The sequence below is a fragment of the Pseudooceanicola aestuariicola genome (assembly GCF_045763785.1).
Lineage (GTDB): Bacteria > Pseudomonadota > Alphaproteobacteria > Rhodobacterales > Rhodobacteraceae > Pseudooceanicola.
Genome location: NZ_JBJGSF010000001.1, coordinates 683936 through 699609, shown reverse-complemented (window position 1 = coordinate 699609; position 15674 = coordinate 683936). Strand labels below are relative to the sequence as shown.

Annotated in this window: 11 protein-coding genes and 1 tRNA gene; 7 read left to right on the top strand and 5 right to left on the bottom strand. The window is 60.2% G+C overall.

Features of this window, described 5'->3' with window-relative positions:
- Positions 1-930 precede the first annotated feature (930 nt).
- A complete protein-coding gene (locus ACI3GR_RS03070; RefSeq protein ID WP_407492503.1) occupies positions 931-1995 on the bottom strand; it encodes an Mrp/NBP35 family ATP-binding protein in 1065 nt (354 codons plus the stop codon).
- A 334-nt stretch (positions 1996-2329) separates the two neighbouring features.
- Between ACI3GR_RS03070 and ACI3GR_RS03065 the strand changes: the two genes are divergently transcribed.
- Positions 2330-2542 carry a DUF1127 domain-containing protein gene (locus tag ACI3GR_RS03065; protein WP_407492501.1) on the top strand — a complete coding sequence of 71 codons (213 nt, stop codon included), beginning with the start codon at positions 2330-2332 and terminating at the stop codon, positions 2540-2542.
- A 388-nt stretch (positions 2543-2930) separates the two neighbouring features.
- Here the strand turns inward: ACI3GR_RS03065 and ACI3GR_RS03060 are convergent, their stop codons facing one another.
- Positions 2931-5297, bottom strand: coding sequence for an ATP-dependent helicase (locus tag ACI3GR_RS03060; protein WP_407492499.1), 2367 nt, complete (start codon positions 5295-5297; stop codon positions 2931-2933).
- 110 nt (positions 5298-5407) lie between these two features.
- Here ACI3GR_RS03060 and ACI3GR_RS03055 point away from each other — a divergent pair, with 110 nt between their 5' ends.
- Together ACI3GR_RS03055 and ACI3GR_RS03050 are read left to right on the top strand one after the other, a co-directional pair.
- Positions 5408-6553: an alpha-hydroxy acid oxidase gene (locus ACI3GR_RS03055; protein ID WP_407492496.1), complete on the top strand. Its 1146-nt coding sequence runs from the start codon at positions 5408-5410 to the stop codon at positions 6551-6553.
- A 183-nt stretch (positions 6554-6736) separates the two neighbouring features.
- A complete protein-coding gene (locus ACI3GR_RS03050; protein ID WP_407492493.1) occupies positions 6737-10180 on the top strand; it encodes a pyruvate carboxylase in 3444 nt (1147 codons plus the stop codon).
- A 29-nt stretch (positions 10181-10209) separates the two neighbouring features.
- On the opposite strand, the gene ACI3GR_RS03045 is transcribed toward ACI3GR_RS03050, so the two are convergent.
- Both ACI3GR_RS03045 and ACI3GR_RS03040 read right to left on the bottom strand, forming a co-directional pair.
- Positions 10210-10497, bottom strand: a complete 288-nt coding sequence (locus ACI3GR_RS03045) for a hypothetical protein (RefSeq protein ID WP_407492492.1) — start codon at positions 10495-10497, stop codon at positions 10210-10212.
- Positions 10498-10640: 143 nt separating this feature from the next.
- Positions 10641-11033: a hypothetical protein gene (locus tag ACI3GR_RS03040; RefSeq protein WP_407492491.1), complete on the bottom strand. Its 393-nt coding sequence runs from the start codon at positions 11031-11033 to the stop codon at positions 10641-10643.
- Between the two features lie 224 nt (positions 11034-11257).
- On the opposite strand from ACI3GR_RS03040, the gene ACI3GR_RS03035 reads away from it, so the two are divergent.
- Positions 11258-11332 (top strand) — tRNA-Gly (locus ACI3GR_RS03035).
- Positions 11333-11393: 61 nt separating this feature from the next.
- Here the strand turns inward: ACI3GR_RS03035 and ACI3GR_RS03030 are convergent.
- Entirely contained in the window at positions 11394-12290 is an 897-nt protein-coding gene (locus tag ACI3GR_RS03030) for a LysR family transcriptional regulator (protein WP_407492490.1), read from the bottom strand.
- Positions 12291-12398: 108 nt separating this feature from the next.
- Here ACI3GR_RS03030 and ACI3GR_RS03025 point away from each other — a divergent pair, with 108 nt between their 5' ends.
- The 3 genes from ACI3GR_RS03025 (at position 12399) to ACI3GR_RS03015 (ending at position 15672) form a co-directional block, all read left to right on the top strand.
- On the top strand, positions 12399-13589 hold the full coding sequence (locus tag ACI3GR_RS03025; protein WP_407492489.1) for a cytochrome P450: 1191 nt from the start codon (positions 12399-12401) through the stop codon (positions 13587-13589).
- A gap of 32 nt (positions 13590-13621) precedes the next feature.
- Entirely contained in the window at positions 13622-14659 is a 1038-nt protein-coding gene (locus ACI3GR_RS03020) for a TRAP transporter substrate-binding protein (protein ID WP_407492488.1), read from the top strand.
- A 161-nt stretch (positions 14660-14820) separates the two neighbouring features.
- Positions 14821-15672 (top strand): fumarylacetoacetate hydrolase family protein, encoded by an 852-nt coding sequence (locus tag ACI3GR_RS03015; protein ID WP_407492487.1) that lies wholly within the window; start codon positions 14821-14823, stop codon positions 15670-15672.
- The last annotated feature ends 2 nt before the right edge of the window (positions 15673-15674 follow it).

Below are 15674 nucleotides of genomic sequence, written 5' to 3'. Positions count from 1 at the left end.
GCCCTGAAACGGAAACGGCGGATAGGAGCTGCTGCCACTGCCCTATCCGCCGCCCTCGTCCCGTCTCCGGGTATGTCCGACTGCACGCGCCATCTGGGGGGATGTCTGCTCGCTCGCGCGCCGGATCTCTTAGTTGATGAAAGCGGGTGCCTGTATGAGTCCTGCCTAGGGATTTTTTTATGAGGTCTTAATGCCTCGTTCCCGTTTCCATCTGATGTTCTATGGATGGCATGGGCTTACATGGGAAACAAGACAAAATTGCCAGGAAATGCTTGGGACAACGCGGGACCTAAGCTTTGCGCAGTACGCAGTAGCCACTGAAAATCGGCAAATTGTCGCCTATATGGTTCACCTAAAGGAACCCGATCACCACATATAGTAGCCGACAAACTACGCCCAGCTTGTCCCATGGCATCCAAACTTTCTGAACGTTTTTTAACCTTCGGTCAGTGAACGCGCTGTTTTTGGACATGGGACGCTTAAAAAATCGCCGATTCACTTACGAATCACCGGGCCGTGAACGACGCAATCCTTGGAATCTGAGTCGATTGTCGATTTGGAGGCTGGAAGCCGCCCCCTGCCCACGGCATTCCAATGGCGCTCGTCCCAGTCGATCCCATGACATCTCGGCCCACGCCGTCAAACGGCATCAGCCGAGTGTCATCATTGGTCATCTTAAGAAAAACGGAGGGATGTCGTCGCTTGGCCGCATTGCCCACATCAGACCGATGCCGATCGCGACGACAATTTCTGTGCCAGCAAAGCCAGAGCGGCCTGCTGCATTGAGGAGTTCGCCCCCCACGCCACGCGCCACAGAATTAAACCGTCCGGGACCTGATCGCTCGGACCGCCCTCTCTATATATAAGTGAGGTTTTGGTCGGGATCGGGGCTGGCCCCCTCCAACAGGGCCAGCCGAACGCGTGGATCGTTTACGCGATCCCGCCGCGGATCAGACCTTGCGCCAATTGCGCATAGGCCTGAGCCATCGGCCCGGCGCCTGCAGCGATCGGCGTCCCCGCGTCCCCCGCCAATCGGGTTTCCAGATCGATCGGCAGCTGCCCCAACAAAGGCACTCCCATCTTTTGCGCCTCGGCCTCGACGCCGCCGTGACCAAAGATATGCGCCTCGTGTCCGCAGTTGGGGCAGGTAAAGCTCGACATATTCTCGATCAGGCCCAGCACGGGGGTTTTTAGCGTCGCGAACATGTCGATGGCTTTGCGCGCATCGATCAGTGCGACATCCTGCGGGGTGGAGACAACCAAAGCGCCAGACAACTCGCTACGCTGACACAGGGTCAATTGAACATCACCGGTGCCGGGCGGCAGATCGACGATCAGGACATCAAGCTCTCCCCAAGCGACCTGACCCAACATCTGTTGCAATGCGCCCATCAGCATCGGCCCGCGCCAGACGACGGCCTTGTCTTCTTCTATCATAAAGCCGATCGACATCAGTGTGACGCCATGCGCCTTCAACGGCTCGATCGTTTTGCCATCGGGTGAGGCCGGACGGCCCTTGGCCCCCATCATGCGCGGCTGAGAGGGGCCGTATATATCAGCATCCAACAGCCCCACGCGCCGACCTTGCTTGGCCAAGGCGACCGCGAGGTTCGACGATACGGTCGACTTTCCTACGCCACCTTTTCCCGAGGCCACGGCGATGATGCGATTGACGCCTGCTGGCTTCATCGGCCCAGCCTGAGGGGTCGGATGACCACCGACCTTAAGCTGCGGCGGCTTCTGGGCCGTGTCATGCGCCGTGAGAACGATGCTGACGTCATCGACTCCGTCGAGCGTACGCAGCGTCTGGTCCAGCATTTGTTGCAGACCGGACATCTGGCGGGCGATTTCGGGGGACGGAGCTTCGATCACGAAGCGGACCAGACCATTTTCTACGGACAGGGCGCGGATCATATCGCGCGACACAAGGGTGCCTCCGTCTGGTAGCTCGATTTTCTGCAGTGCAGCAATCACCGATTCTCGGGTGGCGGACATGCGGATCCCTTTCCGTATTGGGTGGATTCAGGCCTAGATAATGGGTGAACACGGGATGCGCCACCCACGGACGGTAGGTTCGCGACGCCGCGTCATTTATGGAACCGTTGCAACTTTGCTGACGATTTTTTAACCGATTCCGGCCCGGATTGTTATTTTTCAATGCGTTACGCCGCGCACCTAATTTATGCATCAAGTGCATAGCCGCGTTGCAGCATCGAAAGTTGTGCAAGTGCAGCATGAGCCCTAATTTGAACTCAACACAGCGCAGACGGGCACCGACGCTCAACGCAGCCGCCCTGACGCACAAGACAAAAGGTACGATGAAATGGCAATGCTGACCGACACCCAAACCGCACATACCGCCGAAGGCGGCTTCTTCTCGCGGATGATGGCAGGTCTGGCCGCGCGTTACGCACAGCACGCAGCTTACCGCAAATGTGTGGCAGAGCTGGCGGCGCTGAATGACCGCGAACTGCGCGACTTGGGTCTGCATCGTTCCATGATCCGTTCGCTGGCGCACGAAGCTGCGTACCGGAACATCTAATTCAGATCAGGCGGCCCTCTCCTCCTCCCTGGGTCGACTGTAAATAGCGGTGGCATCTCTCCTCCTCCCTGATGTCACCGCACTTATCCCCGGAGTCGGGTAAGACGCTCCGCACAGAATGCATCGGCCCTCTCCTCCTCCCTGGGTCGATGATAGCAAGACCGGCGACCCCTCTCCTCCTCCCTGGGGTCGCCGGACACTGCACAACAGTATCGGTCGCCCTCTCCTCCTCCCTGGGTGATCGTGATATGAAACCGCGGCGCCTCTCCTCCTCCCTGGCGTCGCGGTTTTCTCTTTTCTGGGGGGCTGTTTTCCACAACGCGCGCAAATGGCGCCGGAGGATGCCTCCGGCGGTGATATTTGCGGCAAGGGGATGTGTGCGGATGCCTTAGAAAGGCACGTCGTCACTGGCCATGACGAATTTGGCGACGACTTTCTTCTGACCCGCCTTTTCGAACGCGATGTCCAGTTTGTCGCCTTCAATCGCTGTCACAGCGCCATAGCCGAACTTCTGATGAAAGACGCGGTCGCCGACGGTAAAGGCGCTGATGGCTGTGGCGTCGATCGTTTGGGCGCGTGTTTCACGCGGCTGGCTGAGCGGGCGCTGGCCTGCGCGGGCTTGCATCCGTTTCCACCCCGGAGAGTTATAGACATTCGCATCGGCGACCCGCTGATCGATGGTCGACTGCACTTCGGCCGCGGGAGCAGCGGCTCCATACCCCCCGCCATAGAGGCCGGGAGGCGTCAGGATATCGATATGTTCTTCTGGCAATTCGTCGATAAAGCGGGACGGAAGCTGCGACTGCCATTGGCCAAAAACGCGGCGGTTACCCGCGAAAGAGATCGTGCAGACCTTTTCCGCGCGGGTGATACCGACATAGGCCAGACGGCGTTCTTCTTCGAGCCCCTTGAGGCCAGTTTCATCCATAGAGCGTTGCGAGGGGAACAAGCCGTCTTCCCAGCCCGGCAGAAAGACCGCCGGAAACTCCAAACCTTTGGCCGCGTGCAGCGTCATGATTGACACTTTCGCACCGCCATCGTCGGTCTCATTGTCCATGATCAGGCTGACGTGTTCGAGAAAGCCCTGAAGGTTGTCAAAGTTCTCAAGCGCTTTGACCAGTTCCTTAAGGTTCTCAAGCCGGCCAGGGGCTTCGGGCGTCTTGTCGTTTTGCCACATCTCGGTATAGCCGGACTCGTCCAGCACCATTTCCGCCAGTTCGATATGGCTGACGTCTGCATGGCCTGTCATGCGGCCCCAGCGCTCCAGATTATCGACCAGCGCGCGCAGCTGTCCCGCGCCTTTGCCGGTGATCCCGCCTTCGGCCAGTAGGATACGCGCACCGTCGACCAGCGGCACGCCGTTCTGACGAGCCGTGACCTGAATTTTCTGTTGGGCCTTATCGCCCAATCCCCGCTTGGGCGTGTTGACGATGCGCTCAAAAGCCAGATCATCGGACGGCGACACCACCAGCCGGAAATAGGCCATGGCATCACGGATCTCCATTCGCTCATAGAACCGTGGGCCGCCAATCACGCGGTAGGGCAGACCGATGGTCAAAAAGCGGTCTTCGAAGGCACGCATCTGGTGCGAGGCGCGGACAAGGATCGCCATGTCATCAAGGCTCATCGCAGCCATGCCGCGCGTGCCGCGCTGCATCGCCTCAATCTCGTCGCCGATCCAGCGGGCTTCTTCTTCGCCGTCCCAATGGCCGATCAGGCGAACTTTTTCGCCCCCCTCTGCCTCGGTCCACAGTTCCTTGCCCAAACGGCCTTCGTTGCCACGAATGACGCCCCCGGCGGCGGCAAGGATATGTTCGGTCGAACGGTAGTTCTGTTCCAGCCGGACGACTTTCGCCCCCGGAAAATCCTTTTCGAACCGCAGGATGTTGCCCACCTCGGCCCCGCGCCAGCCATAGATCGACTGGTCGTCGTCGCCAACGCAGCAGATATTCTTGTGCCCGCCCGCCAACAGACGCAGCCACATATACTGGGCGACGTTGGTATCCTGATATTCGTCGACAAGGATATACTTGAACCAACGCTGGTACTGCTCAAGCACGTCGGGATTTTTCTGGAAAATCGTCACGACGTGCAGAAGAAGGTCACCAAAATCTGTGGCGTTCAACTCCAGCAGACGGCGCTGGTATTGATCGTAAAGTTCGGTGCCGCGATTATTAAAGGCCCCGGCCTCTGACGACGGAACATTCTCGGGCGTCCAAGCGCGGTTTTTCCAATGATCGATGATCCCGGCCAGTTGCCGCGCAGGCCAGCGCTTTTCGTCGATATTGTTCAACGACAGCAGCTGTTTCAGCAGGCGAATCTGGTCGTCGGTGTCGAGAATGGTGAAGTTGGATTTCAGGTCGACCAGCTCTGCGTGGCGGCGCAGCAGCTTCACACAGATCGCGTGGAAGGTGCCCAGCCACGGCATGCCTTCGACGGTTTCGCCCAGCATTCGACCGACACGGTTCTTCATCTCGTTCGCGGCCTTGTTGGTGAAGGTCACCGCAAGGATTTCGTTCGGACGCGCGCGCCCGGTGTTCAGCAGATGCACGATCCGCGCGGTCAGGGCCTTGGTTTTGCCGGTGCCCGCGCCCGCCAGCATCAAAACGGGGCCATCCAGCGCCTCGACCGCTTCGCGTTGGGCTGGGTTCAGCTCATCCAGATAGGGCATGGCACGCGCGGAAACGCTTGCGGCCATGGCGCGGGCGGAGAGGGATGCGCCCTCAAAGGCGTCGTAATCGTCGAAACTGCTCATGCGGCGCAGAATAGCGTGTCAGCGGCGGAAACGGAAGAGATGTGTTCACGACTTGTTCACATCTCTTTTTCGCTTGCCTACCGGGCGGTCAAATAGAATGATCCGGCGTCATGGACCTAGACCTTTCCCACCCGACCTTACCCGACCTGCGCGCCCGTGCTCGCCGCCGCATCCCCCATTTCGCATGGGAATATCTGGATAGTGGCACGGGCGAAGACAGCGCGATCCGCCGGTCCCGAGAGGCGCTGGACAATGTGGTTCTTGCGCCCGCCGTGCTGAAAGGACGGACTGAGCCTGACCTGACGACCACCTTGTTGGGGCGGACGTATGATCGGCCGTGGGGCGTGTCCCCCGTTGGGATGACCGGCCTGTTTTGGCCGGGGGCCGAGGTCACGCTGGCCCAGCATTGCGTCAGCCAGAACCTGCCCTTTGGTCTGTCCACCGTGGCTGCGGCATCGGTCGAAGATCTTGCGCCCCACATCGGCGAACAGGGTTGGTTTCAGCTGTACCCGCCGCGCGACATGGACCACTGCAAGGACCTGCTGGCCCGCGCCAAGGCGGCAGGGTTTCACACTTTGGTCCTCACGGTCGATGTGCCCGGCCCGTCCCGCCGCGAACGTCAACGCCGCGGCGGCCTGACGACCCCGCCCGCCATCACACCGCGCCTGTTCATGCAATCTGTCCTGCGCCCCCACTGGTCATTGGCCGTGGCGCGCGCTGGCGTTCCAAGCGTGCGGGGGCTGGCGAAATACACCTCTCCTCATACGCCCGCCCGTCACGTCGGCCTTGCCCCACATGCGGCGCCAGATCCCGAGTTATTCAAAGTGCTGCGCGATCTTTGGGAGGGTCCGATCGTGGCCAAGGGCGTCCTTGTCCCGGAAGAAGCGGTTATGCTGCGCGATCTGGGATTTGACGCGATCTGGGTTTCGAACCACGGGGGCCGGCAGTTCGATGGCGCGCCGGGGTCTGCGGATGCCCTGCCACGGGTGCGCAAGGCACTTGGTCCGGATTTTCCTGTGATCTTCGATGGGGCCGTGACCTCGGGCCTCGACATGTTACGGGCCATCGCCTTGGGCGCGGATTTCATAATGCTGGGCCGCCCTTGGCTTTGGGGTGTTGCCAGCTTTGGTGCCAAAGGTGCCGCACACGTTAGCCATATCCTGACCGAAGACATGACCTCAGGCCTGATCCAGATGGGGATCACCACACCGCCCGAGGTTCGCAGCAGGCTTTGGCCAACCTCTTCTTCTGGTTGATAAATACCCTCGGGGGACGTCCGAAGGACGGGGGGCAGAGCCCCCATGCGACATCTGCACGTGCGACACATTTGCAGAATTTGCAATTCACATTCTTAAGGCTTTGCAATCTTCAAATTCCCCCCTTGCGCCGCGTCGCGGCATATCGTTTGCTGTGCGGAAATTTCTTAAACGGAGTGACCGATGGCCGACTTCCAGAAAATCCTTGTTGCCAACCGGGGCGAGATTGCGATCCGCATCATGCGCGCCGCCAACGAGATGGGAAAGAAGACCGTCGCTGTCTATGCCGAAGAGGACAAGCTGGGCCTGCACCGCTTTAAAGCGGACGAAGCCTATAAGATCGGCGAAGGTCTGGGCCCTGTCGCCGCGTACCTCAGCATCGAAGAGATTATCCGCGTCGCCAAGATGTGCGGTGCCGACGCGATCCATCCGGGCTATGGCCTATTGTCCGAAAACCCCGATTTCGTGGATGCCTGTGACGCGGCGGGTATCCGGTTCATCGGCCCCAAGGCCGAAACCATGCGCGCCCTTGGCGACAAGGCCAGCGCCCGCAAAGTCGCGGTCGAGGCGGGCGTGCCCGTCATCCCGGCAACAGACGTGCTGGGTGATGATTTCGAAGCGATCACAAAAGAGGCGGAAGAGATTGGCTTTCCGCTGATGCTCAAGGCCTCTTGGGGCGGCGGTGGCCGCGGGATGCGGCCCATCGAGAACGCCAAGGAGTTGAAGGAAAAAGTTCTGGAAGGCCGCCGGGAAGCCGAGGCCGCCTTTGGCAATGGCGAAGGCTATCTGGAAAAGATGATCACACGTGCGCGCCACGTGGAGGTTCAGATCCTCGGCGATAGGCATGGCAACATCTATCACCTGTATGAACGCGATTGTTCGGTCCAGCGCCGGAACCAAAAGGTCGTTGAACGCGCCCCTGCCCCGTACCTGAGCGAGGCACAGCGCGAAGAGATCTGCGAATTGGGCCGCAAGATTTGTGCCCATGTGAATTACGAATGCGCGGGCACCGTCGAATTCCTGATGGATATGGAAACTGGCAATTTCTACTTCATCGAAGTGAACCCCCGCGTGCAGGTCGAACACACCGTCACCGAAGAGGTCACGGGCATCGACATCGTTCAAGCGCAGATCCTGATCGCCGAGGGCAAGACGCTGGCCGAGGCGACGGGCAAGGCCTCGCAATACGATGTAAAGCTGACAGGCCACGCGCTGCAGACACGGATCACCACCGAAGATCCGACCAACAACTTCATCCCAGATTATGGCCGGATCAGCGCCTATCGCTCGGCCACCGGTATGGGCATCCGTCTGGACGGCGGCACGGCCTATGCGGGCGGTGTCATCACGCGGTACTACGACTCGCTTTTGGTGAAAGTCACGGCAAAGGCGGCGACACCGGAACAGGCGATCCGCCGGATGGACCGGGCGCTTCGCGAATTCCGTATCCGCGGTGTCAGCACGAACATCGACTTCGTCATCAACCTGCTGAAACACCCGACTTTCCTGTCGAACCAGTACACGACCAAGTTCATCGACACGACGCCAGAGCTGTTTGATTTCAAACAACGCCGCGACCGGGGCACCAAGGTTCTGACCTATATCGCCGACATCACCGTGAACGGTCACCCCGAGGTGCAGGGCCGCCAGATGCCCCACCCGGACCTGAAGCCGCCGCGCATTCCGCCGCTTGAAGGGAACGTCCCCGCCGGGTCCCGCACCCTGCTAGACAAGGATGGTCCCGAGGCGGTCGCAAAGTGGATGAAAGACAGTAAAGAGCTGCTGTTCACCGACACGACGATGCGCGACGGGCACCAGTCGCTGCTGGCAACACGGATGCGATCGATCGACATGATTAAGATCGCACCCGCCTATGCCGAGAAGCTGTCGCCGCTGTTCAGTGTTGAATGCTGGGGCGGTGCGACCTTCGATGTGGCCTATCGGTTCTTGCAGGAATGTCCGTGGCAGCGCCTGCGCGACATTCGCGAAAAGATGCCCAACATCCTGACGCAGATGCTGCTACGGGCGTCGAACGGGGTGGGATACACCAACTATCCCGACAACGTGGTGCAGGAATTCGTGCGTCAGGCCGCTGAAACCGGCGTCGATGTCTTCCGCGTGTTCGACAGCCTGAACTGGGTCGAAAACATGCGCGTGGCGATGGATGCGGTACAGGCCTCTGGCAAGATCTGCGAAGGCACGGTCTGCTACACCGGCGATGCGCTGGACCCGGCGCGGGCCAAGTACGACATCAAGTACTACGTCAAAATGGCGAAAGAGATGGAGAAGGCGGGCGCCCATGTCCTTGGCATCAAGGATATGGCTGGCATCATGACCGCCCCCGTGGCCGAGGTGCTGTTCCCCGCGCTGAAAGACGCGGTGGACATCCCGATCCACTTCCACACGCATGACACCTCTGGCGCGGCAATCTCGACGATCCTGACGGCGGCTGCCTCTGGCGTGGATTGCGTGGACGCGGCGATGGATGCGCTGTCGGGCAATACGTCCCAGCCGACCTTCGGGTCGATCCTTGAGGCGCTGAAATATGGCCCCCGCGCCAGCAGTATCGACATCGCCGCCGTGCGCGAGATTTCGAACTATTGGGAGGCCGTGCGCGGCCAATACGCCGCGTTCGAATCCGGCATGCAAGCCCCGGCGTCCGAGGTTTACCTGCACGAAATGCCCGGCGGTCAGTTCACCAACCTGAAGGCACAGGCACGGTCCATGGGGCTGGAAGAGCGCTGGCACGAGGTCGCGCAGGCCTATGCAGACGTGAACCAGATGTTCGGCGACATCGTGAAGGTGACACCATCGTCCAAGGTTGTGGGCGATATGGCTTTGATGATGGTCTCTCAGGGCCTGACGCGCGCGGATGTTGAAAACCCGGACAAGGACGTCAGCTTCCCCGACTCGGTCATCGACATGATGAAGGGCAACCTTGGTCAGCCTCCGGGCGGCTTCCCGGAAGGGATCGTCAAGAAGGTGCTGAAGGGCGAAGCGCCCAACACCGACCGCCCCGGCGCACATCTGGCCCCGGTCGATCTGGAAGAAAAACGGGCCGAGGTCAGCAAGACGCTGAATGGGGCCGAGATCGATGACGAAGACCTGAACGGCTACCTGATGTATCCAAAGGTCTTCACCGATTACGCCACCCGGCACGAGATGTACGGCCCGGTCCGCACCCTGCCGACCCTGACGTTCTTCTATGGCATGCAGCCCGAAGAAGAGATCACCGCTGAAATCGATCCCGGCAAAACGCTAGAAATTCGCCTCGTCACCGTCGGGACGACGCAGGACGACGGAGAAGTTCGGGTGTTCTTTGAACTGAACGGCCAGCCGCGCGTCGTACGTGTACCCGATCGCAAGGCCACAGGCTCCAAAGCCGCTGCGCCCAAGGCCGATCCGACGAATCCGGCCCATGTGGCGGCGCCCATGCCGGGCGTGGTGGCGTCGTTGGCGATTTCGGCAGGGGCAAAGGTCAAAGAAGGCGACCTGTTGTTGACCATCGAGGCCATGAAGATGGAAACCGGCCTGCACGCCGACCGGGACGGGGTGGTCAAGGCCGTCTACGTTCAGGCAGGCGGACAGATCGACGCCAAGGACCTGCTGATCGAATTCGAAAGCTGATCGCTAAAGCACCGGCCTTCGGGCCGGTGTCAGGGTTCCCCGCGATACACCAGATCGATAAACCTTTTCTGCAACGCGATATCTTCGGGGCAGGATGCCATATCACCGCAGAAGATGACAAAGTTGCGATAGCGAACTTGCAGCTCTTGTTCGCCAGTGGCCGGGTCGACCACGGCATAGACCGTGTGCGTCACCCCATCTACCGTGAAGGTCTGCCCGGTGTCCTTCAGTGACGTGCATGCGGTCAGCGTCAGGCCGAAGGCGCCCCCCAAGATCAATGTTCGGCGCAAAGATTTACCGGGCCTGTCTGTCGTCATTCGGCGCGCTCCATTTCGCAATGACCAAGTCTTTCGGCTCCTACCGCGTTTAACACGCTCAGGCCAGCGCGGACCAAGATCAAACGCCGCCGCGCAATCCGCGCAGGTGTGCCTGACCCAAGTCCCGCAGGACGACGCATAGACTACCCGTCGGTCGCGCCACCCGGTGCGCCTACGCCGCCGCCTCCTGGGGCAACAACTGGCCCACCCGGAACTGCGACCGGTGGCGGAGCAACGGTCGGGCCGTCCCTATTCTCTGCGCGCTCTGCCGCCCGTACCCTGGCGACGATATCATCGTATTCGTCTTCCAGCACTTGGCGGCACCCATCCGCGGTGCCATCGCAGGAGATTCTTTCACCTTCGTACATGACGTAGTACCAAATTTTGGAGCCTTCGGGATCAAAGGCCCGGCTTCGGACTTCGCCCCGGATTTTGATCGTATCGCCCCGAAAGGTGAATTCGCCCGCTGTTATGAAAAAAGTACAGGCGGTGGCAAAGATCGGCGCACTCAGAGCCGCCAGTTTCAAAAGTCGCAAACGACATTCCTTAAATTATCAACATTCAGAAGGGACAACGTTAAAAAGCACTGCCCGCAAGCACGCTCGCGGTGGACGAAAAATACCGCCCTGCCTTGTGGTAGTCGGCGGATTTGCGCGGCTCAAGACAAGGGCGGACGGTCGCCGCGAAAAAATCTGCTGGTGCTCGAAAAAAGCGCTTGCACCTGATGGGCGGAATTTATAAACGCTCCCTACCCAAGGAAGCGGGCGTAGCTCAGGGGTAGAGCATAACCTTGCCAAGGTTAGGGTCGGGCGTTCGAATCGCCTCGCCCGCTCCAATTTCCTCCGGTTTCGGAGTGATCGAAAAGGCCACCTTCGGGTGGTCTTTTTCGTTTCCGCCTACCCCAGTCCGGAAGCCACCTGCGCAATGCGATCCCTGATCCAACTATGCGGCGCTGACCGGTGCGTGCGTGGCGTCCAGCTCATCGTGATATTGATCTCGGCCTCCAGCGGCAGTGGCACGCTGGCCACCGATTCTCCAAAGTGCTGCACGACGCGCGACGGGACCGTGGCGATAAGGTCCGTTCCGCGCAGCAGATCGGGCAGTTCCGAAGGGCTCGGGATTTCCATCGCCGTGTTCGGGCTTAGCCCCATCGCCTCCATGTTGACCAGGAACCGCGACCGGAACGACCCGCCGTAGTTCACGATGACCTGCGGGGCCGCGACGTAGGCATCCAGCGTCATTGACGTGGCCAGCGGATTATCCGGGTCCATGATGCAGTAATAGGTTTCGCGGATCAGGCTGCGGCGGAAAAAGTTTTCGTTCTCCACCGCGATTGGGCCGATCAAGATATCGCTTTCCCCCCGGCTTAGCTGTTCCTGACCATAGACGGTCGACGGGATGATGCGGATACGGATGCCCGGGGCTTCACGCCTTAGCATCCGCACCAGCGTCGGGATGATGACAATGCGTTCGTAGTAATTGCAGCTGATCACGACCTGAGTGTTCGCCACCGCTGGTTCAAATTGCTGCGGGGCCACCAAAGCCTCGAACCGATCGGCCAGTTCGGACACCTCCTCTGCGATCTCGATGCAGCGGTCGGTGGGCACCATCTGTGCGCCCTGCCGGACAAACAGCGGATCTTGGAACACCTCTCTCAGTCGGGCGATGTTGTAACTGACGGTCGGCTGGGCGACGCCAAGGCTTTCTGCGGCGCGGGAAAAGCTGGCGCTGGCATAGACCGCGCGCAGGGTGCGCAGGGCGGCGACATCAAGGTTCAGACGCGGGTTGGCCATCACCCCTCCAATCGAAATTCCTAATAGGCACTATTAAGAATATCGAATTGCCCGATAACGACAAGGCCGCTAGGTTTTTCAACGATTTGCTTCTGGGAGGAAAGCAGAATGGCAACGCTGACCCGTTCAGACGTCCCTGTAGACACGTCCATCACAATCGCACAGCTGACCGACGACCCCTATCCACTGTACAAGCGGCTGCGGGCCGAGGCGCCGGTGCTGCGCGTGCCAAGCGTCAACCGGATCCTGCTGACCAAGGCGGCCGACACCAAGTACGTCAAGGAAAACTGGGAACTTTTCAGTTCGGACGATCCGCGCACGCCGATGGCGCGCGCCTTCCAGGCGCAGACCCTGATGCGCAAAGATGGTGAGGCGCACCAGCGCGAACGCAACGCCATGGCGCCAGCCTTTTCGCCCAAGAATATCCGCGGCTGCTGGCAAGAGATCTATACCAAGGTCGCCGAAGACTACGTGGGCCGCCTGCCCCGTGGTGAAACCGTCGACCTGTTCACCGACTTGGCCGCGCCTTACGCCGCGCGATGCCTGACGCATCTGCTGGGCATCCCCGAGGCGACCGACGAAGAGATGGTGCGCTGGTCGCAGATCCTGATCGATGGCGCTGGCAACTTCGGCAATGTGCCCGAACTGTACAAACTCTCCGACGCGGCCAACATCGAAATGAACGCCCTGTTCGACAAATGCGCCGAACGGGTAAAAGCCGACCCAGATGCCTCCGCCCTGTCGGCCATGGTGAATGCCGAAGATCCCATCCCGACCACCCAGATTTATTCCAACATCAAGATCGCCATCGGCGGCGGCATCAATGAACCGCGCGATGCCTTCCTGACGATCCTCTATGGTCTGTTCACAAATCCAGATCAGCTAGAGGCCTGCGTAAAGGACGAGATGTGGGACAAAGCTTTTGAGGAAGGCGTGCGGTGGGTGGCACCGATTCAAGCCAGCTCTCGCCTTGTGATGGAAGACACGGAAATCCGTGGTCATGCCATCGCAAAAGGCGAAGTCGTGATGTCGATCCAGGCTTCGTCCTGCCGCGATGAGGAGGTCTATGGAGAGGCCGAGAATTACGACATCTTCCGGCCCAAGGCCCCACACCAAGCCTTTGGGAACGGGCCACATTTCTGTCAGGGCACCCACATTGCCCGACGGATGCTGGCGCAGATCCTGCTGCCGATGATTTTCGATCGTTTCCCGAACATGACCCTACCCGAACCGGATAAGGTCGTGTTCCGGGGATTCGGATTCCGCGGGCCCCTTAGCCTGCCGATGACGCTGAACTAAACCAACCGAGTAATGACAATGGAGGAGATGTCATGATCCGTCGGGGATTTCTTAAAACCGTGGCCGTTGCGGCCCTTGCTGCCGGGATGCTGCCCGGGGCTTCTTTTGCGCAGGACGTGACGCTTCGGCTGCACCAGTTCCTGCCGCCCGTGGCTACCGTGCCTGCCAAGATCCTGAAGCCTTGGGCCGAACGGGTCGAAGCGGCGTCGGACGGCAAGCTGAAGATCGAACATTACGACGCCATGTCCTTGGGTGGGCGTCCGCCGGAACTGATCGATCAGGCGATCGATGGAGTTGCGGATATCGTGATGACCGTGGTGGGCTACACCCCCGGTCGCTATCCCAAAACCGAAGTGTTCGAACTGCCCTTCATGATGACCAACCCGGTCGCGACCTCGAAGGCGTTTCAGGAACTGGTGGAGACTGACCTTCAGAACGGCGAATACAGCGACGTCAAAGTGCTGGGTGCATGGGTTCACGGCCCGGGCGTTCTGCACACCGACAAGCCCGTCACCTCGGTCGATGATCTGGAAGGCGTCAAGCTGCGTGGCCCGACCCGCGTGATCAACGACATGCTGAACGAACTGGGCGCCGTGCCCGTCGGCATGCCGCTGCCCGCGATCCCCGAAGCGCTGTCCAAGGGCGTCGTCAACGGCACCGTTATCCCGTGGGAAGTGACGCCTGCCATCCGCGTGTCGGAACTGGTTAGCAATCACACCGAATTTTCGGGGGATGAGGCGCTATATACCGCGACGATCATCATGGTGATGAACAAGGACAAGTACGAAAGCCTGCCCGACGATGTGAAGGCGGCGATCGACGGTGAGTCTGGCATGAAGCTGGCAGAATTCGCGTCGCAGGTGATGTGGGATGCGGACGCCCCCGCGCGTGAAATCGCGGTCGGTGCCAACAACAACATTATTCAGCTGCCCGCCGAAGAAGTCGCGCGCTTCAAGGAAAAGGCCAAGCCGGTCACCGCCCGTTGGATCGAGGACATGAAGTCCAAGGACATCGACGGTCAGGCCCTGATCGATCACGCGAAATCGCTGATCCAAAAGCACGGCGGCTAATAGCCCCCGCACCGCCCCTTCCGCGCCCACGCGCGGGAGGGGCCTTTGCATTCGCGCCCGATGCGCGATGCGTATCCTCGCAAATGATATGAACGCGCGTCCCCCGGGATTGTCTTGGCCGGTGGGATATGTATCTCTGCCCCGAAACTAAGGAGGACGGGATGCGCTTTTTTGCCTTTACCAAGAATGGAAAACCGGGGCTTGGCCTGCGCACGGACGAAGGGCTGCGCGGATTGATGCAAGACGACCCCGGCTATCCCGGCGATATGGATGCGCTGGTCCGATCCGGTAATTGGACCAAAGCTGCCGAAGTTCTGTCCGCCGCCAACCTGATCGACGAAGATGGCATTACCCCCGCCCTTCCGTTTCAGAAGGCTGGCAAGGTGCTTTGCGTCGGTCTGAACTACGCCGATCATGCGGCTGAAACGAACCACGCACCACCGCCCTACCCTACTGTTTTCGTGCGCTTTAACGACCTTCTCGTGCCTCACGAAGGCGATCTGGTCTGCCCTGCCGCCTCGGGTGATTTCGACTATGAAGGCGAAGTTGTCGCCGTCATCGGGAAAGAGGCGCACCGCGTGCCAAAGGATGAGGCTTTGGACCACGTGGCGGGCTATACCCTTTTCAACGACGGTTCGATCCGCGATTTCCAGATGGCCACGCCCCAGTGGACCTTGGGCAAGAACTTCGACGCGACCGGATCGATGGGTCCGGATTTCGTGACTGCGGACGAACTGCCCGCCGGGGCATCTGGCCTGCGTATCCAGACACGCCTGAATGGCGAGATCGTCCAAGATGCCAATACGGAACTGCTGATCTATGATGTCGCCACGCTGATCGAAAAGCTTTCGGCGATCATGACGCTGCGGGTCGGCGATCTGATCGTCACCGGTACGCCTGCCGGGGTCGGCATGGCGCGCACGCCGCCGCTCTGGATGAAGCCCGGTGATGTCTGCGAGGTCGAGGTCGAGCAGATCGGCACGCTGCGCAACGCAATCGTCGCCGAAGCCTGAGG